Origin of the sequence: Mucilaginibacter sp. R-33 (assembly GCF_049949235.1) — a bacterium.
Taxonomy (GTDB): domain Bacteria; phylum Bacteroidota; class Bacteroidia; order Sphingobacteriales; family Sphingobacteriaceae; genus Mucilaginibacter.
The window spans coordinates 1,604,583-1,629,996 of sequence record NZ_CP188089.1 but is presented as its reverse complement, the minus strand read 5'-3'; the positions used below and the strand labels follow the sequence as shown (position 1 = coordinate 1,629,996).

Genomic DNA, 25,414 nt, shown 5'->3' with positions numbered 1-25,414 from the left:
GGTTTAGAAAATTCTAAACAAATTGAGCTATTGCGAATTAAAAACTGAATGCTTCTGATCAGTCCGAAAAATGATTCAGGTCACTATTAATTATCAGAACATTTTAATAAACCTAAAATCTTCTGCCAATAATTATTTTAACAATGGCACGGTCCGAATTCGATGTAAATCCATAGCCAATTCCTCCGTTAAACTCCCATTTAGGGTCTACATTGAGGTCGGTGGCGACAAACAACTGGTGATCTTGTTGTTTAATTGGGTCGTAGTGAAAAAATGGCCCGGTACTACCATAATATTCGAGGCCAAGGGCAACAACTTTTGTTACATCGTAACTCCCCTTAACATTTGGTGAAAAGGTAAATCCACGGTTTTGATCAGGCCCCTTGAAACTCTTCTCGAGGGTAGGATTTAAGGATATATATAACTTGTTCCATTTTTTATCTACGATTGGCCTGATTTCCAGCGTGGAGGTATTCGCCGAGAACGCACTTTTCTGGAAGCCAAACTCTGTAGATATACTTACCCCCACGGGCCAGTTCCAGCTTGAAGGAGCGGCAACCCTGGGCCTGATGTGAGAGCCGACGTAAGCCGTCCTACCCGCATCTCCAATAGAGTTAAAGATATAAAAACCTGTTTCAAACCAGGTCGTCCAACCATGGGTGATCTCTATCGTTTCATGTACAACGTGGTTGGTAGGAAGTTCTCCGCTGGTTACAGTTTTACTGCCGTTTAAAGTATAATTGCTATGCAATTCAAACATTGTTTTACCTTTTTCAACGGTTTCAGAACCGTAAACCTGAATCTCATAATTATCTTGCGCTTTAAGTTCCAGAGCGTAAAACACTAAGATCAGTAAACATAAATATTTCATCAATAGTCGGTTTTAACTTATATACAAATAGTATAGCGTTAAAACTATCGGGACAATCTGAAGTAAAATTGGAGTTAAAGCTTATGTATAAGAAACGTGACAAACAGGCTATGAAATTAAAAGGTTATGACAAACGCATGCTTTCCCTCGTCATAATGGTATTGGATGCCATACCCATAGTGCTGGCAAATATTTTTAACCAGTGTTAATCCCAGTCCGGCACCTTGTGAATCTTTGCTTTTGTAAAAACGTTCAAAAATTTGCTGCCCGTTCAGCGCATTTGCAATACCGGTATTTTTTATCGAAAGTTGGTATGGGTCAAGACCAATAAAAATTTCACCACCCGGCACATTATGGCGGATTGCATTACCAAACAAATTATTTAGTAAAATATCTATCAAGTATTTACTGGCCGATATCTGCTTCGGGTGCAACTTATACCGGATAGTAAGGTTCTTATTCTGCATAAGTTCCTGAAATTGGAGCATTTTCCTTTCAAGTATTACATCGAGTTCAATCGACTCTTCTTCAATGATCAGCTTATTTTCCAGTTTAGCCAGCAGTAATAACGAGTGATTAAGTCGACTGGACTTGTTTACTGAGCTGTAAATATCTGCGATCTGTGCCAATTGCGCTGCATTCAATGTTTCGTCCTGTATTAGCGTATCCAATTTGGTGGTTACAACAGCCAGGGGTGTCATCATTTCATGTGATGCATTCTCTGTAAATTGTTTCAGGCTAAGATAATCCTGAGTTACCCTTAAAGACATTTCCCGTATGGCTTCATTAAGTTCTGTAAACTCGTCCACCTTACTCGGTTTACCTTTAAACTGATCAACGTCGGCTATATTGAACTGTTTGATCTCTTTAAGGGTGAGTTGAAAAGGTTTCCAAAGGCCATTTAGCAGATATTTATTGGTTATAAAGAGTACCGTCAATAAACCGGCAAGTAATGCAAGCGTGATAATAGAAATGAGTTCGATCAGATTTTTTTGCCCAACCCTCGAAATAGTAATTGTAACCTTGTAGTTACTGTTTTTTAACTTTACGAGGTCTTCTACGGCCCTACCCGCTTCCCATCGCTGCTCTTTCGGTTTTAAATAAATAGTGTCAAAAAAACGCTTCTGTAACAGTTGACTGTAAGTTTTAACAAATACAGCGTGATCGCGGTCAAGGTCATATTGCTGCGGATTGCCATTGTTGCTCCTGATATACTCTTCAGCCTCTGTTAACTGCTGTTGAAGCGCCCGATCAAGTTGCTGTGTGCCGATGTAATTTATAGCGAAGTAGTAAATCACTGCTCCTATCACTAACACAGCCAGGGTGATATAAAAACTCGTCCTGGTATAATGCTCTGACAGCCTCATCAATCAGTGAATTTATAGCCGAGTCCGTATATAGATGTCAAATAATCTCTTCCTCCCGCATCCAGAATTTTCCGCCGGAGGTTTTTAATGTGGGTATAAATAAAATCGAAACTATCATACATGTCCATCTCGTCACCCCAAAGATGTTCTGCAATTGCATTTTTTGAAATTACTTTACCTTTATTGGCAATAAAGTACAGTAACATTTCATATTCTTTTCTGGTCAGTATTATCGTATTTTTATTAACCTCGACACTACGTCCCTGTATATCAATTGAAATTTCATTAAAAACCAACTTGCTGCTGGTATTTAGCGCTTTCCTGCGATAAACAGCCATCAGCCTGGCTTTAAGTTCGGCCAAATGGAAAGGCTTGGTCAGGTAATCGTCTGCGCCTATGTTGAGCCCCTTCAATTTATCATCGAGCGAGTTGCGGGCAGAAATGATCAGAACAGCTTCGCTTTTTTGTTGTGTGCTTAAGTATTCAAGTACACCAAACCCTTCGCCATCGGGTAAGCCAATGTCAAGCAAAACACAGTCATAATCATAATCAGATAATTTTTGCAGTGCGGGAGTCAATGCATTACAACTTTCACAAATGTTACCATCTACATTCAAATAACTCGTGATGTTTTCGCGTAAACCTTGCTCGTCTTCTATTACCAGTATTTTCAAAGCTTTTTAATCAAATTTAAAAATTGAAACTGAAGAGAACCTGAAGTATTACCAACACTACAGACTTACTTCAAAATCATCAGGTAATTTACAAACATTTTAAATGAGGATACAAAACAACTATGGCAATAATCCAACCTGATCGTCGGCCCCTTACCCGCCGGGTATACTCAGCTCCCTTGCGTTTTTGGCATTGGGCAAACACAATAGTTATCAGTGGTTCATTAATTACTGTTTTGATCAATTCTACTATTACCGACAGAAGAACTTTAACAAACATAATTAAAACGCAACTGAAAACCCAGGGCGCCACCATAACCGATGATCAATCGGGCTCCGTTGCTCATGCGCTCGGTGATAGTGTTTGGAGCATACATACCTGGTTTGGTTATGTATTAGCGGGGTTATTGCTGTTCAGGCTCATCCTTGAACTTTTTCAAGTAACCGATCAAAAATTCATCCGCCGGATAAAGGACCTCTATCGTCAGTTTCATTCCACAAGAAAAGAGCGTGAACTTGCCAAACATGAGCTCATTGTGAAAGCCGTTTATGCAGCATTCTATATCTTACTTATTATAATGGCAGTAACAGGTTTATTTCTGGCATTTGAAGATCTGTTAGCGCCTTTTAAAGCTATCAGGCATAGTGTTAAAGAAGTTCACGGATTTTGCATGTATCTGATTATCGCGTTTATACTTGTTCATTTGACCGGCGTATTTTGGGCTGAGCGGAAAGATGACAAAGGCATTGTCTCAGACATGATAAACGGTGGTAATAATAACTAAATATCATTTTCCGGTAATCAGTTTTGCCATAATAAACGCGGCCCCTGCAGCAAGAGCTCCAATAATTACCACTTTTAACGCGCCGCTTAACGCAGGCTGACCGGTCATTTTGCTTTTGAAATAGCCAAAAATGAACAAGCAAATTATTGTTACTCCGCATGAGTAATAAAGTGCCTCTTGCGCCTCATGAATAATAATATAGGGTGAAAGCGGGATGATGCCACCCACGATATAGGAAATGCCAATAGTGATGGCACTTTGGGTAGCGCGGTTTGCATTAGGTTCCTCCAGGCCCAGTTCATAACGCATCATAAATTCAACCCACTGCGTCTTGTCTTTTGCCAGCTCATCTGCTATCTCGTCCTGCAGATGCTTTGAAAGTCCGAAATCTGCAAATACCTTCTTTACTTCTGCCTTCTCCTGTTCAGGTACACGTTCAACCTCATCATATTCCCGCTTCAACTCAGATTGATAATGGTCAACTTCCGTTCGACCGGCAAGATATCCGCCCAGCCCCATGGCAATAGATCCGGCTACTATTTCGGCGATACCCGCAGTAACCACCAGGGTCGACGAACTTACCGCTCCACTTAGCCCTGCTGCAAGCGCAAAAGGCACGGTTAAACCATCAGACATGCCGATAACGATATCCCTGATGGTTTCTGAACTTGTTACATGATGTTCACGATGCATAAGACTTTATTTAAACTTCATTGCTAAAGTTACAATATTTGAATTTAAACCCGTCGAGCGCATGTAATGTCCCGCCCTGATCTCCAGCGAATTGAAATGCTGCCATCCAAATACGCCGGTTGGCGGAGATAACCTGATGTTGGCACCAACAAAACTACTATGGAGTGTTGACAGGTCGTAATCGCTGGTATAGTACACAGCGGTTGGATCATGTTGCCCATAAGGTGCAAAGTACCTTGTACCCTTCTGATTATTATACCGATAATATGGACTTACCGATACAAAAGAGGTAAGCTTTATGGGTATCTCCAATTCGGCTGTGTGCGCCCGGATCCCCCAATTGTCCATGTAGTACCTGTAAAACGTTCTGATCACAAAATGATCATCCAGAAAATAATTGAACCTTACCGCAATTGGCAATTTATAACGGCTACCTGGCAGGTTTTCAACCCTTTCAGATCCATCGGTAAAATAATCACGTTGATATTTTGTTGCCAGTAACCCATGCTGATAGGACGGTTCGATAATGAACAAAGCCTGTAAACGCGTGGTAAGCACCTGCGAAATTGAAAACGAGGTACTAAATGAATTGCGGGGGCTATGGTCTACGTTACCCCGCCCGTCCCTCTCTGATCCTGACCCATATCCTGGTGGCCTTAATTCAACCGGCAATATAACCTTCCATGTATCAAGAAACACCTGTCCCTTAAAATCAAACTGCGTGTTTTTGTCTTTTGATACCCGGGTCAGGTTGATACCCCCACCGAAAGACTGGTAATCAAACTCATGTGAATAAGACCCGGTTAAGCCAAATGCATTTCCCGTTTTATCATTAGATACTGTCCAATTTAGCGAGGGGTATACACGGGTGTCCTGCCTGGATGCGGAAGAAATACTATAAGGATCGATCTTATCTGAAGAAGCGGACGTATAATGGTCAACACCCAATTCAAAAGTAAAAGTGTGTTTATTTCCTCCTATTCCATATTTGGATAATTGCAGATCGAAGGTATTAGCAAAATCAGTTAGTTTTTCTGTGCCGATACCACCTGTAACTGCCGAGTTGTTACCATCCTGGTGGTAATAGGCAGATATGATGTTAATTTCATCAATTTTAAGCTTACGTGCCTGGTAATCGCTGCTATCTTTAACGGGCAAGGCCTTAGTTTGCGCATGCGAAGCAACTATTCCTAAATACAAAGCGGCAACGCATAAATATATTTTCCTCATTTCCGGTCGCCGTTTTAATTACATCCGCAGCCACCGCCGCTCTTTCCGCCATTTGCTCCTGAACCACCTTCACGGTACAATTGGAAACTTTGCTCAAACTTTTGCGATTTACGGGCTGATAGCTCCATCTCCGCATCATTAAGGCGATTTTTCTGATATGCTTTTACCGACATGCAAGATGTAAGGCCGAGCGCCGGTAAGCTACTTACCAGCATCAATTTAATCAGGGGTATTTTTTTCATGTACTAATTTTTAATATTAATATTATTGGAGGTATAAAGGCGGTTATTGTCGTCGATGATCACACAGGCAAGTTGCTGTAGTTGGTTTACCAGGTCTAACCCCACGCTGATCCCCATTACTGTTACGGGTGTGGCCATAGCGTCGGCAAACTCCGCGCTCGGACAAATAATGCTTACGCTTTTAATTCCGCTTACCGGCAAACCCGTTTTAGGGTCGATGGTATGAGAATATTTTTTACCATTTATCACAGCGTACTTTTCATAGTTACCGGATGTGGCAATAGCCATATTGCTTATATTGAGCGTTGAAAACGGCGTCATCTGCTTATTCGGATCTGCTATTGCTATAGTCCATGGCTTACCATTAGGTTGTGTTCCCCAGGTAATCAGGTCGCCGGCTGCATTTACTATCCCGCTGTTTACTCCATTTTGCTGTAAAATGGCTTTCGCCTGATCAGCTGCATACCCCTTCCCTATTCCTCCAAAACCTATACGCATACCTTTTTCTTTGAGCATAACAGTCATGTGATCAGAATCCATGATCACATTTTTATAATTGATCAGTCGTACAGCATTTCGCGCGGTTTCGGCATTAGGCAAACTTTTCATATTTACATCAAAATTCCACAGGCTTTTATCAATTGATCCGTAAGTAATATCAAATGCTCCCTGCGTAAGCTCGGATATTCTTAGCGAACGCTGAATAAGTTGAAAAACCTCATGATCTGTTTTTACCGGCTTTATTCCGGCAGCGGCGTTAATCTGGTTGGTTTGGCTATCGTCACTGAACGTAGTTAGTAATTTTTCTATGCGGCTTATCTCCGCTACAGCCAAATCAATACACTTTGCGGCCCATTGCCCGTCATTACCTACAACGCTTATCTCAAAACGGTTACCCATCAGTTTCAGCACACGTTGATGTACGGTTGCCCCGCTGTCAATGGCTGTCATTGGACAAACGCTTTGATCTGGTCAATAAACTGTTCAGCGGATTCATTTGGATAACCGTCCCACTCTTTTAATACCTTACCATGTTCGTCAACAAGCAGCGTAAATGGGAACTTACCGTCAGGATTGTATTTATCTGCAAGCGCTTCATTTAACTGTACCTGCTCTTTGCTTAGTTGATTTTTCTTTTGGCGGGGAAAATCAGCCCTTACCAAAACAAGTTTATCTGCAGCGAAATCATTAAATTTTTCGGATTCCAAAATCTCTTTCCGCAGCCGGATACAAGGGCTACACCAATCAGAGCCGGAAAAATTTATTACTATGAGCTTATGCGACGCCGCCGCTTCCGTCTGCGCTTTCTTAAAATCACCAAGCCATGTAACCGGCTTGCCTGTAAACAACAATAATGAGATGATCAGTAATTTCATTTTATCAACGGGTTAAGAGAATATCCGCAACGAGGTGCCGGTTAAAGTTGTTTGATATACGGTAAGGTTGCGGTTTGCAGGCGAATTTTTAACAACTCCGGCTTCGGAGAAAGCGGAACCATGATTATTGCAAAAAAACTGCCGTTCGCTGCTCTGATAAATAAGAGGATAGCTTTCATGGGTGCAGGATTGCTGAACAGCAATATAGCTGCCGGTTATTGTTTTAGCCACTATTACACCTTTTGAGGCAAGATAGCCACCGTTCACGAGTAAAGCCGAATTTGCCGAAAAGCTGAGATCAAGTGTAAAATCCACGCCGGTTGGCCCGGTGATACCTGCCGACGCACTGTCGGATTTTTTACTGCAGCCCATACAGTTAATCAGCGCGAATGACGCTGCCGTAATTCCGGCAATTGATAGAAATTCTTTTCTGTCCATAAATTTAAGATCGGGGTATATCAATAAATCTCAACCAACTTAAACAAGCCTCCTGAAGGTAAATCTCTGCGTAAAGCAATTCAGCTTCAGGTGCGTTTATTTAATTATTGCAATAGTATCTTTACATTCTGTAGTTTAGATGAAATCACGGGTATTTAACAGATTTTAACAGATCGCGAATTTTAAAACAAAAAAAGGGGCGAGAAAGAGAAAAAGACCTGGCGCTAAAAAAGTGATGCAGAAGATCACGGTAAAAATCAAATTTGCTACTGGAGTTAATTAAAGTCAACTATATTTCAAAACTATGTTGGCTTATTGTAAACACAATTATTGCCATTTAATATACATAAAACGATCGCCATTCAATATCCATTCAGATTGTCGGAATCACATTTCACGAAAAAACAGAGCAAACAATAAACTATAAGCCAACAACTTACAGATGGTATAATAATACCGCCGGGGGAGAAAGATAGAGAATCCCTTTGGTTGATAATGAAGTCAGCTGCAATATTCAAAAAAGCGGAACCGGTTTTTCCGGTTCCGCAACGACGTCGGACAATGGTTCAATCCCTGCCCGCGATCATTTACCGAAACAGGAATAAATTCCATCCATCGGTTGATACAAAGCTAATCCGCCGCCCTAAGCCTGGCCAGGATAAAGATCAACTATAATGGTGACGCTCATCATTCAAAATGATTTGCCCTTTGCAGACATGTCTCAAGGCCTTCAAGTGCAATACCATTGCAGATAAACCGCCCACATGTTTAATATACAAAGGCCAAGTCAATTACCTGTCATTTTCAAATAGTGATATATATCATTTATTTACCTGACGGCCAGCATCATAAAAAAACAAAACAACAGCAATTTTGTGCTTAACATAAGCAGTTAAAGCAGAAGATATGAAAGCATTAGTTTATCACGGCCCAGGTCAGAAAGCCTGGGAAGAAAAGCCCAAACCGGTACTGCTATCAACAAGCGATGCCATTGTAAAAATCCTGAAAACAACGATTTGCGGTACAGATCTGCACATTATGAAAGGTGATGTTCCTGAAGTTGCCGATGGCAGGATCATAGGGCACGAAGGCGTGGGCGTGATCGAAGAAGTGGGGACCACTGTTAGTAATTTTAAGCCGGGTGACCACGTGATTATATCCTGTATCACATCTTGCGGTAAATGCACCTACTGTAAAAAGGGCATGTATTCTCACTGTACAGATGGCGGTTGGCTATTAGGGCACCTAATTGATGGCACGCAGGCAGAATATGTTCGTATCCCCCACGCCGATAACAGCCTTTTTCTGGTACCCAGCGGTTCTGACGAAGAAGCATTGGTGATGTTAAGCGATATATTACCTACAGGCTTTGAATGCGGCGTGTTGAACGGAAAGGTACAACCTGGAGATACTATAGCCATAATAGGTGCTGGCCCGATCGGGATTGCCACTTTACTTACCGCACAATTTTATACACCTGCGGAAATTATCATGATCGATCAGGATGATAACCGGCTCGATGTGGCCAGAAAATTCGGTGCAACACAGATTATTAATAGCCGCGATGAAAATACAATTGAAGCGGTAATGAAACTCACCAACCAAACCGGTGTTGATGTGGCGATAGAAGCTGTCGGCATTCCGGAGACATTCGAGCTATGTGAGGCGATTATCGCTCCTGACGGCCGTATCGCCAACATTGGCGTTCATGGAAAAAGTGTCCGTTTACACCTGGAAGACCTGTGGTCGAAAAACATTACTATCACGACCAGGCTCGTGGACACAGTGACTTCACCAATGTTGTTAAAAACGATACAATCAAAGAAAATAGCGCCCGCCAAACTAATCACACATCGTTTCAGATTAGATCAGGTGGCAGAAGCATACGATACATTTGGCAATGCAGCCGAAGAGAAAGCGCTGAAAGTTATTTTAAGTTCTTAAACAAGATGCATATACGTGCCGAATAAAACAACATCACAACCGTTAAACCTCGAATAATTATGGAAAAGATATTAGTTACAACAGATCAATCCGCTAATTCCAAAGCAGCTATCCGTTTTGCGATTAAACTGGCCAGCCGGCGTAAGGCGGAATTAATCATCCTTCATGTATACCATCTTTTAAAGCCCTTCAAATGGACAGACCACGCTTTTGCGGCGTATACCAATGAATTTAGAAAAAAAACGACAGACGAATTATCATCATTTATTGCAGGCATTTATCGTGATATCGATGAACGCGAAATTAACTACGAATTAGTTTTAGTATCCAATATCGATGTAGTTGCTGGCATCACGGATTATGCCAGCAGGAACAGTTGTTCCTATATCTGCATCAGTACCCGTGGAGCGGGCACTATCGCAAAAATATTCGGCACGCATACCGCAAAATTGATCAGCTGTTCGACTGTGCCTATTATATGCATACCAAGCGCATACCATTTAAAAGAATTGAAACACATCCTGTATGCTTCGGATATGACCGATTATGAAAACGAATTAAAAGAAGTTGTCGATTTTGCCAGGCCAATTGGTGCCAGTGTCGAGATGGTACATATCTCCTATCCTAATGAATTTGCTTTTGACAAAGAGTTGGCTGAAGCCACCTTACAGAAAAAAAATAGTTATAAAATTAGCCTTTTAAACCTGCAAAGAGATGTCAACAATAATTTACTGGAAGATATAGATCACGCTGTTCAGATCAGCAAACCGTCCCTTTTGGTCTTATTCACTCACCAGTCCAGGTCTATGCTCGAAAAGTTATTTTTCCCTTCTAATGCTACAGAATATTCCTTTTATGGAAAGGTTCCTTTACTCACCTTTAAAAAAAAGGAGGGCAAATAATTCTGCCAAAGTCCTGTCCCTGATATGGATTGCCATTTTGACCTGTAATAGACTAACGCTAATTATCTTTGCTATACCCTGCCTGCGTTTAGTATTATTATAAGTTGTGGCTGTCCGCTACAACAGCCAGCCCGTTACCATTAGTTGTTTTTCAGGGCTATAAGGCTTTCCAGAAAATATATAGCCGAGAGAGTTAAACGTGCATCTGGCTCTTTACAGGCCGCTCATCGCCCAATAATACACCCCATTGCCTATAATTTTCGCTGCGGTCAAACACGATCTTTAAAATGGATAGTACCGGCATCGCCAGGAACATGCCCGAAAGCCCCGCCATGCTTCCGCCAATAATAATACCAACGATGGAAACAAGCGGATTAATTTTTACCTGCGACCCTACGATACGCGGCATTAAAATATTGTTATCCAGAAATTGTACTACTGTAATAGCTCCCAATACAATCAGCATATCTGCAATACTATCTGACGAAGCGAGCGTTAACAGCACACCCAGAATATTGCCGATCAGGGCGCCCAGGTACGGGATCAGGTTCAGAAAAGCGAAGATAATACCAATGAGCAGTGCATTTTGAATATCGAAAAACCATAATAGGCCACCTAAAAGAATAATGATATAGGTAATCTGTATCAGCAGCCCTACAAGATAGCTTTTAACCATTTTTTCAGTTTGCCTTACAGCTTCCTCCACATTCAGATAATCCTCTTTTTTAAACCACATCAGCAGAAATTTCAAAAAAAGGTTTCTGTATAGAATGATCAGGTAGATATAGATCGGCAATAATCCAATAAATATAACCATGCCAGACAAAGATCCAGCCGCGCCGCTTAAAACTCCGCCTAAAGAACTGAATAACTTTTTGCTTTGCACATTAATGAATTTCACTTGCTCTGCCGGGGAATATCCAAATGACTTGCTAATCCAGATACTTAGGTCATCCAGGTGTTTGGCCACGGTACGTTGAATCTGCGGAAAATCATCTACCAAAGCACCTATCTGACTGGAGAACAGCCAGATGATCAGCGCCACGATGACCGTTAATAACAATATTGGCAAAAAAACCGCAATAACCTCCGGCACTTTTAACTTCCTGAAAAAACGAAAGACGGGTAAAAGTACCAAGCTGAAGAAGAACGCCATCAACAAAGGCATAATGATCGTATTTCCAGCTATGATGATGGTTCCTAAAACAAACAGGCCAATTAGTTCTATGGCCCGTTTCACGGTTACCGGCATTTTGTTTACCATGGGAGCAGTTTTACACTATTAGGAGCGCGCTTTTTTATTACCCAATATAAGCCTTTTATATCGGTTTCCCATTTCGGAATAATAAGTACGTGCGATTCCTCTAACAAATCAAGGATGGTTAAGCTGACAATAATAAATGTCAAAAGTAAGGGAGCCGTCGATAACCTATAAACGGTAATGGCATTTACTATATAATAACTCCGTTATGCGTGAGGTTAACAAGTATAACGCTATTCAATCATTGTCATTTCTCTGTTTTAATGGAGATATCGTATCAGTTCTGATTTCCGAATGCCTGATTTGTCCGCCTAAATAGCCAGTCCTTGCAATCAGTCCAAAGCTTATCAAGGATACGGCGAGCACTATTAACGCCATACGTCTAACCTGTGATGTATTTTTTAATGTTGCAAAAAGCCCGATCAGCGAAACCCCACCTGTAAGTATTAAAGCGATCAAAGATACCAGGGCGAACTCCTCATGATCTTCAATGAGATGTTTTGATATTCCTTTTAAATGTTCAATGGTTTCTTCGGCACCCTCGCCGGTTGCATAGGCTATACCGGCCCCAATTGCTGAGACGATCAAAACATTATAAGCAGCGATCAGTGTACCTTTGTTCCTTTTCCATAGCCAATGGATCAGGACAAATGCACCCAAAGCCGTACCAACGATAGGCAGATGGGTGATCAGCAGGTGGATGTGTGTTTGGTTCATGACTTTTTTATCAAAGGTGATCAACTAACAGCACTGTTTAAATAGCAGTAATCAAGCTAATAAATGATCTTAATCATTTATTGTCGGGTAATGAACGGATAGCTTTACAATCTAAAGAATTACGCCATGAAGATGATTCTAATGCTCACTGACTTTTCGATAAATGCAAACCACGCCGCAAAAACCGCCGCAAAAGCTTTGAGGAATTTAAATGCAGATATACTGCTTTACAACACTTATTATGACCACCCTATACTTCCTACATATGCCGGTGGCCCCTGGGTGGTAGAAGAATTCGTTTTTCGTAAAGATGAAAGCGCGGCACGGCTGGGCCAATTGGCTATTCAACTAAGGCATATTATTGCAGATCAAACTACAGAAGGCATTGAACCTAAAATTGATTATCAATTTGGTGAAGGTTCACTTGGCAGAAATACAGCGGCGGTTATTCAGGAGAATAACGTTGACCTTGTTGTAATCGGCAGTAGTACAGATAGTTCTTTAGACCACTTGATCTTCGGCAGAGATACGATGCAGGTGATAGATCATTCGTTATGCCCCGTATTGATCATTCCGCCAACAGCGGATTTAGCCCGGCTAAAAAAAGTAACGTTAGCCACGGCTTTCGAACTGGCCGATATCAATGCAATCAATTACTTAACCGGCTTACAAAAACAGCTACACTTTCAACTGGAAATTGTCCATGTATCCGCCATAGAAGAGGAAGACGATCCTGTAAAAGAAAAGGCTTTACTTAACCATATTGATGCAATCAAACAGGATAATATAACCTTTCAGGAAATAAGGGGAAAAGACGTGATTAAACGATTAAATAGGTTATGCAAAGATAACGGATCGGATATACTGGCACTTGTTCATCATCAAAACTCTTTTTTGTCGGGGCTGTTTGACAAGTCTACAACGGTGGCCGCTTTGGACAACCAGCATTTACCTCTGATGGTCATTCCGGCTGAAATGGTCTGATCAACTCGTAACTAACTATTAGCTGATCAAATAAATGGCAATAAATAATTTCGATATACAGGGCCTGAGCAAACAGGAAGTACTTGCGGCGAGATCTAAATACGGAGCGAACAGCCTTTCGTTTAAGAAAGAAAACGGATTTGTTAATGCGTTGATAGGATTGACAAAAGAACCGATGGTCATCTTATTGTTAGTTACCTCATGTATTTATTTTATCAGCGGAAAGGCCGGCGACGGTATTTTTTTAGCTTCAGCAATTGTACTCGTATCAGGCATATCTTTGTATCAGGACTCCAGAAGCCGGAATGCACTCGAAAAATTGAAGGATTTTTCGCAACCCAAATGCAAAGTGATCAGGCACGGAGAAGTTTTAGAGGTAAAAAAAGAAGAGCTTGTTATTGGCGACAGCCTGATGGTAGAGGAAGGCACTTTTATTACTGCTGATGGTATTATTGAACATTCCAATGATTTTTCAATCAACGAAAGCATTCTTACAGGCGAATCCCTGGCTGTTTTTAAAGACAAATCCTCTGCAGACAATCTAATTTTCAGTGGCACAACAGTAGCAAGCGGACTGGCCATTGCAACCGTAACGGCAATAGGTAATCAAACACGATTAGGTAAAATTGGCGGGAGCCTGGAATCTATAGCGGAAGAAAAAACACCCCTGGAAATACAGATCAGCAATTTTGTAAAGAAAATGGTGATCGTGGGGGTTATTGTGTTTCTGACGGTGTGGGGAATAAACTATTTTCATTCGGCAAATATCTTAGACAGTCTCCTTAAGGCGCTTACACTGGCCATGAGTATTCTGCCCGAAGAAATCCCCGTTGCATTTACCACTTTTATGGCGCTGGGCGCCTGGCGGCTTATGAAAATTGGGGTCGTTGTTAAGCAAATGAAAACAGTGGAAACTTTGGGCAGCGCGTCGGTGATATGCACCGATAAAACCGGTACACTAACCGAGAATAAGATGAGCCTGGCGAAAGCGTATGTCCTGAAGGAAGATTGCATTTATAATCTTAATGAAAAGCTATTGACCAGCGCAGCAACAGAGCTAATCGCGCTTGCCATGTGGGCCAGCGAACCGATCCCTTTTGATCCTATGGAAGTTGCCCTGCACAATGCTTACACTCAGACCGATCTGGCAGATGAGCGTCCGGATTATAAAATGGTCCACGAATATCCGCTGGGCGGCAAGCCGCCGATGATGACCCACCTTTTTGAAAATGGAAAAGGGAATCGCATTATCGCAGCCAAAGGTGCACCTGAAGCATTGATCGGCGTCAGCAACTTAAATCAAACCCAGAAAGAACATGTGACTGCTGCAATAGCGGCTTTGGCTATCGAAGGTTACCGGGTATTGGCCGTAGGGGAAGCAAATTTTGTGGGAAGTAATTTCCCTGTTACACAGCAGGAGTTTCATTTTGTATTCAAAGGGCTGGTTGCATTTTATGATCCGCCCAAGAAAAACATCACTACTGTACTACAGGGCTTTTACAAAGCTGGTATCAAGGTTAAAATCATCACAGGCGATAATGCAGAAACTACCGGCGCTATCGCGAAGCAAATTGACTTCCGTGGAGCAGACCAATGTATCAGCGGAGACATGCTGATGCAACTGTCAGAACAGGAACTTAGGGAGAATGTGAAGAAAGCCAACATTTTTACCCGCATGTTCCCGGATGCCAAGCTAAAGATCATCAATGCTTTAAAAGCTCAAAATGAGATAGTAGCTATGACTGGGGACGGAGTTAACGACGGCCCCGCGCTGAAAGCGGCGCATATAGGCATTGCTATGGGAAAAAAGGGCACAGAGATAGCGAAGCAGGCTGCCTCATTAATTTTATTGGAGGATGACCTTTCAAAAATGGTTGATGCTGTAGCCATGGGCCGGCGTATCTACACCAACCTAAAAAAAGCCATACAGTATATTATCTCCATTCACATCCCTATCGTATTAACGGTATTTATACCACTGGCTTTAGGCTGGATTTATCCGAATATTTTTTCACCGGTGCATATTATTTTCCTGGAACTAATTATGGGGCCGACTTGTTCGATCATTTATGAAAACGAGCCCATAGAAAAGAATGCCATGTTGCAAAAGCCACGTCCGTTCAGTACTACTTTTTTTAATTGGAAAGAGTTGGCGACCAGCATAATACAGGGGGCAGCCATCACAATCGGAACACTCACGGTCTACCAATATGCCGTAAGCAAAGCAGCAGATGAACAACTGACCCGTACCATGGTATTTACCAGCCTGATATCGGCTAATGTTTTGCTCACTTTAGTCAATCGTTCGTTTTACTACTCGCTGTTTACAACTATCAAATATAAAAATAACCTTGTACTCCTGGTTATCGGGCTTACAATCTTTATATCATCTTCACTGATATACATCCGCCCTTTAGCAGTTTTCTTTGGTTTCAACTCGCTAAAAATGAGTGACCTGGTGATCAGTATAATTATAGGGTTTACCTCCGTCATTTGGTTCGAGCTTTATAAAGCATGGTTACGTAAGGGCTCAGATGTAAAAACCTCGTGATAGAAAGTACGCAGATCGTACATTAAAATTTTGAAACAGGCGCTTTAGATGAAGAATTAAACCTGATGACACTTCTTATCAATTGATCAAGACATGATCTTCTTTTTCATCTTACCTGTTATAGTAGCATCGGGTTAAATATTTCTCAGAGAATTTACAGCTTCATTGTGCCGCTTGCCACCACCTTCGTTTTTCCTTGCTTAATAACCTGTCTATTCCCTGCAATACTTGCGCCTAAGGAATTTGGCATACTTCATAAACAACATTTGGAAATTCATTTTTTTGTCTAAATTTGAAATAGAAAAATTTAGACAAAATGAGTTATTCCATTTCTGATCTTGAGCAATTGTCAGGTGTTTCCGCCCATAATATCCGTATTTGGGAAAGGAGGTACCAAGCATTTACGCCTTCAAGGACAGCCGGGAATACGCGCTTTTATAATGATGACCAGCTAAAGAAATTATTGAACATAGCCGGACTTTACCACGCGGGCTACAAAATTTCTAAAGCCTGCTCGTTAAGCCGGGAGCAAATGAACAAACTACTCCAGACTGAGATAGATAAAACCCGGCCCGCACGGCATCAGCATGAGTATTTCATTTCTCAGATCATCAGCAATGCACTAATTTTTCACGAGTATGCGATAAATGAACTTATAACCAAATCATTCGAGCAGAATGGAGTTTTAGGAACCTATAAATTCGTGATATACCCCATGTTAGTACGTGCCGGTTTAATGTGGCTAAACAATTCGCTTTGTCCATCACAGGAGCATTTTCTTTCGTCCATTATCAGGCAAAAGCTATTTTCAGCAATCAATGATTGTTTAGAGCAACAGCAAAATAGCAAACCGTTATGGCTGCTATTTTTACCGGAAGACGAAGATCATGATATTGGTCTCCTCCTTGCAAGCTATATGTTGCGAACTGCCGGCCATCGGGTGATTTATTTAGGTCCGCAGGTGCCCCTGTCGGCTTTAAGTCATGCGGTTGAAAGTACGCAACCTCAGAACCTGCTTTTTTTCATAACACGTGTAAGGCCAATTGCTAATGCACAGGCATATATTGACCAGCTCGCGTTTACTTTTCAGTCTGTTAAAATATACCTATCTGGCAACAAACAAGTTATAAATAGCGTTCACTTCCCGAAAAACGTGTATTGGTTGGAAACGCTTCCGGATTTTGAACAAATAATAGCGCTGGCTGTATGAGCAAAAAGAAACGAAAAGGCTACAAGATACCAGGCACTGATATCGCGGGATTAAGCGCCGCGGCCTACCTCTTTTTGCAGGACACCCGAGCGTACCAGAACAAGGTGCTCCGTCGACCAGCGTTTATGGCAATGTTTCAATACATCAATTATTAAACTATCTGAAAATCTAATCGATGAAAGAAAAATTTGACCGCCTTTCTGCCGAATGTAGTAAACTGGCAACACGCAGGTACAGTACCAGCTTTTTTCTGGGCATCAATTTTCTTGATAAAGAATTGCATAAGCCTATTTATGCCATCTATGGCTTTGTAAGACTTACTGACGAAATCGTAGACAGTTTTCATAATTATGACAAGCGTGAATTACTAAATAAATTTAGAAAGGATTGCTTTGAAGCGATAGAACTGGGTATCAGCCTGAATCCCATTCTTAACGCTTTCCAGGAAACAGTTAATAAATATCGTATAGATCACCAATTGATTAACCAATTTCTGCATAGCATGGAAATGGACCTGGACGACCAGCTTTATGATCAACAAAAATTTGAGGAATATATCCTTGGATCTGCTGAAGTGGTTGGCCTGATGTGCTTATACGTGTTCACAAACGGCAATAAGGACAGTTACGAAGCTCTTAAGCCGGGAGCCATGCGCTTAGGCGCGGCCTTTCAAAAGGTAAATTTCCTGAGAGATATCGGCGCGGACTATCTTCAGCTCAACAGAAGCTACTTTCCGGGGATTGACCTTAAGCATTTTTCCGAAACAGATAAAAAGAAGATAGAACAAGAGATTGAACAAGACTTCAATGAAGCGTTGAAGGACATCCGAAAGCTACCAAAATCTTCCCGCCGGGGCGTCTATTTGGCTTACCAGTATTACCGCGAGTTGTTTAAAAAGATTAAGCTTGCGAGCGCCTGCGTGGTTTTTTCGAAAAGATTCAGAATTTCTAATGGCAGCAAGCTTATATTGATATTCGACACTTTGCTTAAACACCAGCTCAATTATCTTTAAGAACCGTTTTTCAGATGTCCAATTTTTCAGAGGTGTGTCTTATAGCGTTATCAAGATCGTCTGTGGAAGCAATCAAATAGCTCATACGGCTATTATAATCATAGTGATCTGTTGGCAAAACCAGGTTTATATTAAGAGGCCGGATCAAAATAAATTGATGCGGCCTCGCTGTTTAACAATTATTATTTAATAACCGGGATTCTGCACCAGTTCGGGCGAATTCCTGTCAATTTCGGGTTGTGGAATCGGCCAAAAGTCATAGTTATCAGCATATTTGGTTTTTACATTCGGGAATAAAGGATTTTGCACAAAGCCGTTCAGCTTCTGTGTTGCGATCCCCCATCTTCTCAAATCGAAATAACGGATTCCTTCCAAAGCGAATTCAACTCTTCTTTCATGACGCACCTTTTCTCTGAACTGGGCTTGAGACAAGCCGGCAGCAAGGTCGGGCATGTTAACCCTTTTCCTAACCAGGTTAATTGCGCTGTAGGCACTTGCATCGGGGCCTGCTGCTTCATTCTGTGCTTCAGCATACATCAGCAATATATCTGCATAACGTAATAAAACAAAGTCATTATCGCCTTTCGCTCCGTAGTCAGGATCTACAAGTGTTGGATCAAGCCATTTTTTTACCGCATAGTAGCCCACTATCCATGAATCTTTTCCAGGCTGGGCAACGGCATATGATCCTGTAAATGGCCATCCCTGCGCTTTGGTATCACCTGGAAAAAACAGGGTCATCCGCATCCGGGGGTCACGATTATCGAACGGTTTCCCCTTTACATAAACTGCAGATGAGCTTGTGTCCTTACCATCGGCAGCTTCATACTCGTTAACCAAATCCTGGGTTGCCAATTCTCCTTTCCAGCGTTGTAAAGGAACGCTGATGCCATTATCCTGATGCGACAGATTTGGCAGCTGGTATTTAACCGAAAACATGATTTCCGGGCTGCTGTTCTGCGCAGGTTTATAAAAATTTGAAGGATAAGATGGGTTTAACGAAAATTTTCCGCCTGCAATAATGGCGCTGGCCAAAGCGGCGGCCTCAGCGTATTTTTTTTCAAATAGCAATGCCCTCACCTTATAACCCTGAGCTGTAGCTTTAGCAGCATGTCCGTTGCCATAAGCAACATCCGGTAAACCGGCTATAGCCTGGTCGAGGTCTGCCTCTACTTGTTTCAAAACATCTGCCCTGGTAGATTTGGCCATGTGTTTCTTATAATCCAGTGTAAACGGATCGGCAGTAGTGATGATCACATTTCCGTACAAGATTGCAAGCCAGTAATAATTAAACGCACGCAGAAAATAGGCTTCTGCCTTGTATTGTTTAAGTTTATCGCCGGTAAGTACTTTATCTACGTTTGCCAAAAAATAGTTAACAGAGGCTATAGCAGTATAATTATTTACGTAATAAGAAGACTGATAAAGATTATAAGTATCAAAAACGCCGGGGGATAAACCAGATGACAGCGCACTGGTGCCGCCACCATAATTATATTGCCCGTAAGAATTATCGCTAAAATTATCCCATGCAACTACCTCATATTGAGATGTGGAATAGCTCCCTCCCTGTGCATATAAGAAATTGTAACAGCCTGTTAACGCCAGGTCGGCATCACTTTCTGACTTCCAAAAATTTTGAGTTGAAAGTTTATCCGGTGGGTTAAGGTCAAGGGAACTTTTCTTACAGGATACCAGTATGACTACGACTGTCATCAGTATGTATATATACTTATTATAAAGTTTCATAATCGTTTTCTTTAATAATTTTAAAGTTTAATGGAAGCTCCAAAGGTTATAGTTCTGTTTTGCGGATAAGTAACGTAGGTTCCATCTCCTACCCGTTCCGGATCAAGTCCCGGATATTTACTTATAGTAAATACGTTATCAGCAGCTACAAAAACCCTCAATGATTTTATCGACACCTTTTTCAGCGCAACTAAAGCAAAATTATAACCCAGCTGCAAGCTTTTGAGACGAACGAACGAGGCGTCCTTTAAGAAATAAGTAGAAGGATAATTTTGAACGGCAGCATAACCATCTGCCACATAAATCTTAGGCATTGTGTTGGTATGGTTGGTTGGAGTCCAGCGATTTAGCCAATCTGTAGTTGGCACAGAACCTTGCCTGAAAGGTTCAATACCCCAGCCATTAACATAAGCCTTTTGCCCCTGGGAGCCATATAGCTGAGCGCTAAAATCAAACCCCTTATAAGCAGCGCCGATATTAGCCGAATATTGATATGAAGGGAATCTGCCGCTCACATAAGTTCTGTCATTGGCATCTATTTTACCGTCGCCGTTAACATCTTTTATCTTCAGGTCGCCGGGAGTAGGTGTAACCGGTTGTTTAGGCGAATTGTCAATCTCCTGCTGACTTTGGAATATTCCGTCCCACACGTACATGTAGTAAGCATCCAGTTCATGTCCCTCTTGCCTGATGGTGTGGTCGCTGATATCTTTCGATCCATACCTTTCAAGCTTGTTTTTATAGGTTTGAAGATTTACCCCTATCGAATAGGAAAAATCCCTGCCAATCCTGTCGTTGTATTGAAGAGCAAACTCGAAGCCTTTATTACGAAGCGCTCCGTCATTAATGGTTGGTGCGTTTAAACCAATGTAGAATGGCACCTGCGAGCTTCTCAAAATATCAAAAGTATATTTATTGAAATAGTCGGCCGACAAAACAAGTTTGTTATTTAAAATGGACATATCGAGACCAATGTCGCCCACCCGGGTAGTTTCCCAGGTCAGGCTTGGATCAACCAGGGTATTTGCGATGAACCCTGAAGAAACAGAGCCGCCAAAGGCATAATTAGCCCCCGACAAAGTTGACTGATATGGATAGGTTCCGATATTCTGATTGCCTAACTGCCCCCATGAACCACGGATTTTAAGGTCATTTAACCAGGAAACATCCTTCAGGAAATTCTCCCTGGAAACACGCCAGCCGCCGGAAAATGAGTAGAACGTTCCGTACCTTGTGTTTGAAGGCAAACGGGATGTTCCATCATATCTGATGTTAGCGCCCAGCAAATATTTGTCCGCATAATCATAATTGGCACTGCCGTAAAACGAGCTGATTGCCCATGCCGATGACGTGCCGTTGTTGGTTTGCCCATCGGAAGGTCCTGCATTCAGTTCCCGCAGATAATTTGTTACATATTGAGTACGGGATGCATTGATGTTACTGGCATTGTTTTTTTCCCGCTGATAACCGGCAAATGCAGAAAAATTATGAAGTCCAAGGCTCTTTTTATAAGTCAGCTGACTATAATATACCGTATAAATATTATCTGAATTGCCCACATTTAAACCCGGCGACCCGTCATCAAGATTACCCGCAGGAGACATATCACTATAATAATATGTAGGAATTACCGGCCTGAAGTCATTGAATTTATAGTATCCATAATTAAATCCACCTTTGTTTTCCCAACGTAAACCTTTAAAAAGGTCGATATCCAGGGATAAGTTGCCTTGCAAATAATAATCGTTACCACGCGTTCTGATGTCCTCGCCTACAATAGCTGCAGGATTTTTATTACCCTGCTCATTGGAGTATGCTTTTTTTATCCATCTGCCATCTGAACTTTGGGCAGGATACAACGGTGATTGGGCCAGTGCAGAAAGAAATTGGTCGCTTGCGCCATTTTCAGGAGTCAGTTTTCTGCCGTACCGCATCTGTATATCCGATCCAAAAGTGATCCGTTTATTTAGCTTTGAGTTTAAACCCAGTGAAAACGTATATTTTGAATAATCAAATCCCCGCATCACACCAGGCTGGTTCGTGATCCCTACGCCAACGCTATATGTTGTACTATCCTTACCTCCGCTCATGTTCAGGTAATGGTTTTGCGTATAGGCTGTACGAAAAATATCGTTCAACCAGTTATGATTGGGGTACTTTACCCTATCGGTTGCGTTTTGATACAGATTTATTTGATCCTGCGTATATAAGGGTGCAAGTGAAGAGTTTGTACGCGCCTCATTTGACAACTGCATATACGTTGCCGAGTTAGTGATTATGTCAGGGAGCTTAGTTGCTTTGGAAACACCCAGATTATATGTATACTGGATAGCCAGACTACCGGCCTTACCTCTTTTGGTTTTTACCACAATTACGCCGTTGGCACCCCTTGAACCGTAGATGGCGGCCGAAGAAGCATCTTTTAATACAGATATTGATTCAATGTCGTTAGCATTCAATACATCAAGACTTCCCGGAATCCCATCAACAATGATCAAAGGATTAGATCCGGCCCCACTGAAAGTACCAACGCCCCTGATTGTTAATTGAACATTTTCGTTTCCAGGTTCTCCTGAACCTTGAACCACCTGTAAACCAGGTAACTTTCCTTGCAGCAACGCCGTGGGCGAAGTAGCTACTCTTTTATTAAGCTCATCGCCGGAAACTGTAACTACGGCACTGGTTAATTTATGCCTGCTTTGTGTGCTGTAACCCACAACAACAACCTCGTTCAAGGCCTTGTTTTCTTCCTGCAATTGAATATTGACAACTTTTTGCCCATTTATCGCCACTTCGCGGGTTACATAACCCAAATAAGTGACAACCAGCGTTGCGTTATAATCGGGTGCATTTATCGTATAATTACCCTGGCTATCGGTTGCTACTGCCGCAGTTGTTCCCTTTACCTTAATGGTAACCCCCGGTAACCCTGCCCCCAGGGCATCAGTAACCTTTCCGGTAATCTTCACGTCCACTACATCCGGTTCGTCGGTTTTATTTTCACTATTTTCGGAACCGGTGTCGGCAGAGGTTCGCAGTTTTTTGAGGATAATTTGATTATTAACTATTTCAAATCCAATACCATTAGCAAGAAAAACCTGCTCCAATATCGTTTTTAAATCTTTCTGCCCTCCGGCAGTGGTCACTTTTCTTTGATTATTTAAGGTTTCTTTGAAGTATACAAACTTAACGCCCGCTTTTTTTGAAAGCATATTAAGAAAAGACTTCATATCCATATCAACAGCGGCGATATCAACCTTGCGGTCCAGGACTCCCTGCGCGCGCGTGGTGCCGGCTACCGATACACCTGCAAATATGATGGCCAACAAAATCTGGCAACAGGATAACTTCATAATTTTATACCAGTTGATCGATATTAGTAAATTAATATTCATACATTAGTGTGTTTTATTTGGTAAAAAAATGAGACAAAAACGCCCCCGCACCTCTACGAAAGGTGTGTAATGCTACACGGCCGGGGCCCGAAGAAAGCGTGGTAACGACACGCTTTCTTCATTTTACATAAGTGGTGTTTGCTGAGGTTAATCTTTCTTCATAATTTAACTTTAGGGTTAATAATAATTGGTTAATTGGTTGTTATGGCTCTCTGTAACACAAACTTCTTCCCATCGGTTACATAGCTAACATTGAGCAGTTTTTCAAGTACTTCCATTATTTCAGGCAAACTTTGATTACTAAAATCAGCCTGTAACTTTGCTTCCGCAAGATCATGGTCCCCTGCAGGCAGCATAATGATCACATCAAATTGTTGTTGAAGCACACGAACTGCTTCTCTAAGCGAAACATCATTAAATGAAAGGCTGGTTTTTCCCCAAATTTTTAACGCCGAGTGCTTCTCTACAAGGCTAACTTCAAGTTTATCAGCCTTTTTTGCTGTTACCTGCCAAACCGCTTTTTGCTGAGGATGTAGCATAACATCTGCATTGCCTTTATTTCTATCAGCTATCGCGACAGATACTTTTCCGGTAACTACTGCTACTTCGGCACGAAGTGCATGTTCATTATCCTTTACACTAAAACTGGTTCCCCAAACTTTGGTGGACATGTGTGCTGTCCGGACAATAAACGGATGTGCGTGATCTTTTTTCACGTCAAAAAACGACTCGCCGGTGAGCGAAACAGTCCGGAACTGACGATTAAATGAGTGATCGTACGTAACTACTGTCCCCGGGTTGAGCCAGGCCGTACTACCATCGGGCAACGTTACTTTTTTTATCTTTTGCCCTGTATTTACAATCCTGATAACATCACTATTAACAGTTGATTTATTTACTGCCGATTGGTTGTGCCATAAAAGGCCAACTGTAATAAAAATCAAAATACTGGCTGCTATTGCGGCCGCCCGGTAATAATTAAACTTTTTTACGCGGGGTTCGGACAACCGTATTTTTTCGCGTATTCCCAATATCAACCGGTCTTCTAATGCCTGCTTAGCCTCCGGTGAAAGCTGGTCATAAGCATCCGGTTCATTTTCCGTCGCATTAAACCAGTTAAGTACCGCCGCCTCTTCGTCAGCATTACATTTCCCTGCAAGGTATTTTTCAATCAGTTCCGGTGAAATAGGGTGCATGGTGTTAATATTGTCCTTTTAATAACTAAGACAGTTAAGACTTGTGTAACACCCAAAAGAATTTGATATTTTATTTAAAAAAAGTTCTCAGGCAGAGTAAGGAGTATATAATAGCAAATGTAAACAATTGATGAAGAGACAATCGCAGAAACCGAAGCGCCCGGTTCATATGATTTTCAACTGTTTTTTCGGTAATACCCAATTCAGCCGCAATCTGCTTATTAGATTTGTATTGTTTCCGGCTGAGTTCGTAAACGGTCCTGCATTTTTCGGGGAGTAAATGAAGATTGCGGTCAACTTCCTGCCCAATTTCTTTAACGATCAAAATTTCCTCAGGGGCGGTTTGCGGAACAGGTGCCACCAAACGCAAAACTTCGGTGGCCCTTTCGCGAAGCAGTTGCTTATGGATATGATTCAAAACCAAATTTCGTAAGGCAATGTACAGATATCCGCTCAGTGTCGACTTTATATACAATTGCCCGCGCTTGATCCATAAGTTCACAAACAGGTCCTGTACCAATTCTTCTGCTATTTCTGCTTCGCGGCACCTTTTTAGTGCAAATGAATATAAAGCCCCATGATACCGATAAAAAATTTCCGTAAAAGCCGCATGGTCAGAAAAATTTAACCGCTCAACCAACTCTTCATCGGTTAATGTTTTCCAATTGTTCATGCTGAAACTAAATTTAAAATTGGTTACAGGGCGAAAAAGCGCACCAGAATTCAAATCTAAAATAGTATTTTAATTTTTCATTAACATAATCCGACTTTCTTATGTACGAATCAGGCATTTTATTAAGGCTTTTATGCAATTTTT

General features: G+C 41.7%; 22 protein-coding genes. 7 read left to right on the top strand and 15 right to left on the bottom strand.

The window, feature by feature from the left end:
• Positions 1–112: 112 nt before the first annotated feature.
• The 3 genes from ACP26M_RS06925 to ACP26M_RS06915 form a co-directional block, all read right to left on the bottom strand.
• A complete protein-coding gene (locus ACP26M_RS06925; protein WP_426587387.1) occupies positions 113–871 on the bottom strand; it encodes a hypothetical protein in 759 nt (252 codons plus the stop codon).
• 116 nt (positions 872–987) lie between these two features.
• On the bottom strand, positions 988–2,238 hold the full coding sequence (locus ACP26M_RS06920) for a sensor histidine kinase (protein WP_426587385.1): 1,251 nt from the start codon (positions 2,236–2,238) through the stop codon (positions 988–990).
• Positions 2,238–2,912, bottom strand: coding sequence for a response regulator transcription factor (locus ACP26M_RS06915; RefSeq protein WP_426587383.1), 675 nt, complete (start codon positions 2,910–2,912; stop codon positions 2,238–2,240). Before ACP26M_RS06915 ends, ACP26M_RS06920 begins: the two co-directional genes overlap by 1 nt.
• A 122-nt stretch (positions 2,913–3,034) precedes the next feature.
• On the opposite strand from ACP26M_RS06915, the gene ACP26M_RS06910 reads away from it, so the two are divergent.
• Positions 3,035–3,697 (top strand): cytochrome b/b6 domain-containing protein, encoded by a 663-nt coding sequence (locus ACP26M_RS06910; RefSeq protein WP_426587381.1) that lies wholly within the window; start codon positions 3,035–3,037, stop codon positions 3,695–3,697.
• Positions 3,698–3,700: 3 nt separating this feature from the next.
• Here the strand turns inward: ACP26M_RS06910 and ACP26M_RS06905 are convergent, their stop codons facing one another.
• The 6 genes from ACP26M_RS06905 to ACP26M_RS06880 are packed head-to-tail and all read right to left on the bottom strand — an operon-like array spanning position 3,701 to position 7,676.
• Positions 3,701–4,390, bottom strand: coding sequence for a VIT1/CCC1 transporter family protein (locus tag ACP26M_RS06905; RefSeq protein WP_176627141.1), 690 nt, complete (start codon positions 4,388–4,390; stop codon positions 3,701–3,703).
• A gap of 6 nt (positions 4,391–4,396) precedes the next feature.
• On the bottom strand, positions 4,397–5,620 hold the full coding sequence (locus ACP26M_RS06900) for a DUF3570 domain-containing protein (RefSeq protein ID WP_426587378.1): 1,224 nt from the start codon (positions 5,618–5,620) through the stop codon (positions 4,397–4,399).
• Positions 5,621–5,634: 14 nt separating this feature from the next.
• On the bottom strand, positions 5,635–5,862 hold the full coding sequence (locus ACP26M_RS06895; RefSeq protein WP_090526062.1) for a DUF4266 domain-containing protein: 228 nt from the start codon (positions 5,860–5,862) through the stop codon (positions 5,635–5,637).
• 3 nt (positions 5,863–5,865) lie between these two features.
• Entirely contained in the window at positions 5,866–6,813 is a 948-nt protein-coding gene (locus ACP26M_RS06890; protein ID WP_426587376.1) for an FAD:protein FMN transferase, read from the bottom strand.
• On the bottom strand, positions 6,810–7,238 hold the full coding sequence (locus ACP26M_RS06885) for a thioredoxin family protein (protein ID WP_426587374.1): 429 nt from the start codon (positions 7,236–7,238) through the stop codon (positions 6,810–6,812). The genes ACP26M_RS06890 and ACP26M_RS06885 overlap by 4 nt, the downstream gene beginning before the upstream one ends.
• 12 nt (positions 7,239–7,250) lie before the next feature.
• The gene (locus ACP26M_RS06880) at positions 7,251–7,676 is read right to left on the bottom strand and encodes a ubiquinol-cytochrome c reductase iron-sulfur subunit (RefSeq protein WP_426587372.1); all 426 of its coding nucleotides are present in this window, start codon (positions 7,674–7,676) and stop codon (positions 7,251–7,253) included.
• A gap of 906 nt (positions 7,677–8,582) precedes the next feature.
• On the opposite strand from ACP26M_RS06880, the gene ACP26M_RS06875 reads away from it, so the two are divergent.
• Positions 8,583–9,620, top strand: a complete 1,038-nt coding sequence (locus ACP26M_RS06875) for a zinc-dependent alcohol dehydrogenase family protein (RefSeq protein WP_426587370.1) — start codon at positions 8,583–8,585, stop codon at positions 9,618–9,620.
• A gap of 59 nt (positions 9,621–9,679) precedes the next feature.
• Complete coding sequence (locus tag ACP26M_RS06870; RefSeq protein ID WP_426587368.1) at positions 9,680–10,522, top strand: universal stress protein; 843 nt, start codon at positions 9,680–9,682, stop codon at positions 10,520–10,522.
• A 193-nt stretch (positions 10,523–10,715) separates the two neighbouring features.
• Here the strand turns inward: ACP26M_RS06870 and ACP26M_RS06865 are convergent, their stop codons facing one another.
• Together ACP26M_RS06865 and ACP26M_RS06860 are read right to left on the bottom strand one after the other, a co-directional pair.
• Positions 10,716–11,786, bottom strand: coding sequence for an AI-2E family transporter (locus ACP26M_RS06865; protein ID WP_426587366.1), 1,071 nt, complete (start codon positions 11,784–11,786; stop codon positions 10,716–10,718).
• A 234-nt stretch (positions 11,787–12,020) separates the two neighbouring features.
• On the bottom strand, positions 12,021–12,500 hold the full coding sequence (locus ACP26M_RS06860) for a hypothetical protein (RefSeq protein ID WP_426587364.1): 480 nt from the start codon (positions 12,498–12,500) through the stop codon (positions 12,021–12,023).
• Positions 12,501–12,626: 126 nt separating this feature from the next.
• Here ACP26M_RS06860 and ACP26M_RS06855 point away from each other — a divergent pair, with 126 nt between their 5' ends.
• The 4 genes from ACP26M_RS06855 to ACP26M_RS06840 all read left to right on the top strand — a co-directional run bounded on the left by ACP26M_RS06855 (position 12,627) and on the right by ACP26M_RS06840 (position 18,257).
• On the top strand, positions 12,627–13,484 hold the full coding sequence (locus ACP26M_RS06855) for a universal stress protein (protein ID WP_426587361.1): 858 nt from the start codon (positions 12,627–12,629) through the stop codon (positions 13,482–13,484).
• A gap of 34 nt (positions 13,485–13,518) precedes the next feature.
• Positions 13,519–16,035 (top strand): cation-translocating P-type ATPase, encoded by a 2,517-nt coding sequence (locus ACP26M_RS06850; protein ID WP_426587359.1) that lies wholly within the window; start codon positions 13,519–13,521, stop codon positions 16,033–16,035.
• Positions 16,036–16,351: 316 nt separating this feature from the next.
• Positions 16,352–17,245 carry a MerR family transcriptional regulator gene (locus tag ACP26M_RS06845; RefSeq protein WP_426587357.1) on the top strand — a complete coding sequence of 298 codons (894 nt, stop codon included), beginning with the start codon at positions 16,352–16,354 and terminating at the stop codon, positions 17,243–17,245.
• Between the two features lie 175 nt (positions 17,246–17,420).
• Entirely contained in the window at positions 17,421–18,257 is an 837-nt protein-coding gene (locus tag ACP26M_RS06840; RefSeq protein ID WP_426587355.1) for a phytoene/squalene synthase family protein, read from the top strand.
• A gap of 186 nt (positions 18,258–18,443) precedes the next feature.
• On the opposite strand, the gene ACP26M_RS06835 is transcribed toward ACP26M_RS06840, so the two are convergent.
• The 4 genes from ACP26M_RS06835 to ACP26M_RS06820 all read right to left on the bottom strand — a co-directional run bounded on the left by ACP26M_RS06835 (position 18,444) and on the right by ACP26M_RS06820 (position 25,270).
• The gene (locus tag ACP26M_RS06835; protein ID WP_426587353.1) at positions 18,444–19,973 is read right to left on the bottom strand and encodes a RagB/SusD family nutrient uptake outer membrane protein; all 1,530 of its coding nucleotides are present in this window, start codon (positions 19,971–19,973) and stop codon (positions 18,444–18,446) included.
• Positions 19,974–20,026: 53 nt separating this feature from the next.
• A complete protein-coding gene (locus ACP26M_RS06830) occupies positions 20,027–23,359 on the bottom strand; it encodes a TonB-dependent receptor (RefSeq protein WP_426587351.1) in 3,333 nt (1,110 codons plus the stop codon).
• 233 nt (positions 23,360–23,592) lie between these two features.
• Positions 23,593–24,597, bottom strand: a complete 1,005-nt coding sequence (locus tag ACP26M_RS06825; RefSeq protein WP_426587349.1) for a FecR family protein — start codon at positions 24,595–24,597, stop codon at positions 23,593–23,595.
• Positions 24,598–24,667: 70 nt separating this feature from the next.
• On the bottom strand, positions 24,668–25,270 hold the full coding sequence (locus ACP26M_RS06820) for an RNA polymerase sigma-70 factor (protein ID WP_426587347.1): 603 nt from the start codon (positions 25,268–25,270) through the stop codon (positions 24,668–24,670).
• Positions 25,271–25,414 lie beyond the last annotated feature (144 nt).

Bases quoted from the DNA above. Each gene is read 5' to 3' on its own strand.
- ACP26M_RS06885 (WP_426587374.1), bottom strand. From the start codon at position 7,238: ATGAAATTACTGATCATCTCATTATTGTTGTTTACAGGCAAGCCGGTT.
- ACP26M_RS06825 (WP_426587349.1), bottom strand. From the start codon at position 24,597: ATGCACCCTATTTCACCGGAACTGATTGAAAAATACCTTGCAGGGAAA.
- ACP26M_RS06875 (WP_426587370.1), top strand. From the start codon at position 8,583: ATGAAAGCATTAGTTTATCACGGCCCAGGTCAGAAAGCCTGGGAAGAA.
- ACP26M_RS06865 (WP_426587366.1), bottom strand. From the start codon at position 11,786: ATGGTAAACAAAATGCCGGTAACCGTGAAACGGGCCATAGAACTAATT.
- ACP26M_RS06845 (WP_426587357.1), top strand. From the start codon at position 16,352: ATGAGTTATTCCATTTCTGATCTTGAGCAATTGTCAGGTGTTTCCGCC.
- ACP26M_RS06830 (WP_426587351.1), bottom strand. From the start codon at position 23,359: ATGAAGTTATCCTGTTGCCAGATTTTGTTGGCCATCATATTTGCAGGT.
- ACP26M_RS06920 (WP_426587385.1), bottom strand. From the start codon at position 2,238: ATGAGGCTGTCAGAGCATTATACCAGGACGAGTTTTTATATCACCCTG.
- ACP26M_RS06870 (WP_426587368.1), top strand. From the start codon at position 9,680: ATGGAAAAGATATTAGTTACAACAGATCAATCCGCTAATTCCAAAGCA.
- ACP26M_RS06860 (WP_426587364.1), bottom strand. From the start codon at position 12,500: ATGAACCAAACACACATCCACCTGCTGATCACCCATCTGCCTATCGTT.
- ACP26M_RS06910 (WP_426587381.1), top strand. From the start codon at position 3,035: ATGGCAATAATCCAACCTGATCGTCGGCCCCTTACCCGCCGGGTATAC.
- ACP26M_RS06905 (WP_176627141.1), bottom strand. From the start codon at position 4,390: ATGCATCGTGAACATCATGTAACAAGTTCAGAAACCATCAGGGATATC.
- ACP26M_RS06840 (WP_426587355.1), top strand. From the start codon at position 17,421: ATGAAAGAAAAATTTGACCGCCTTTCTGCCGAATGTAGTAAACTGGCA.
- ACP26M_RS06890 (WP_426587376.1), bottom strand. From the start codon at position 6,813: ATGACAGCCATTGACAGCGGGGCAACCGTACATCAACGTGTGCTGAAA.
- ACP26M_RS06880 (WP_426587372.1), bottom strand. From the start codon at position 7,676: ATGGACAGAAAAGAATTTCTATCAATTGCCGGAATTACGGCAGCGTCA.
- ACP26M_RS06925 (WP_426587387.1), bottom strand. From the start codon at position 871: ATGAAATATTTATGTTTACTGATCTTAGTGTTTTACGCTCTGGAACTT.
- ACP26M_RS06855 (WP_426587361.1), top strand. From the start codon at position 12,627: ATGAAGATGATTCTAATGCTCACTGACTTTTCGATAAATGCAAACCAC.
- ACP26M_RS06900 (WP_426587378.1), bottom strand. From the start codon at position 5,620: ATGAGGAAAATATATTTATGCGTTGCCGCTTTGTATTTAGGAATAGTT.
- ACP26M_RS06895 (WP_090526062.1), bottom strand. From the start codon at position 5,862: ATGAAAAAAATACCCCTGATTAAATTGATGCTGGTAAGTAGCTTACCG.
- ACP26M_RS06820 (WP_426587347.1), bottom strand. From the start codon at position 25,270: ATGAACAATTGGAAAACATTAACCGATGAAGAGTTGGTTGAGCGGTTA.
- ACP26M_RS06850 (WP_426587359.1), top strand. From the start codon at position 13,519: ATGGCAATAAATAATTTCGATATACAGGGCCTGAGCAAACAGGAAGTA.
- ACP26M_RS06835 (WP_426587353.1), bottom strand. From the start codon at position 19,973: ATGACAGTCGTAGTCATACTGGTATCCTGTAAGAAAAGTTCCCTTGAC.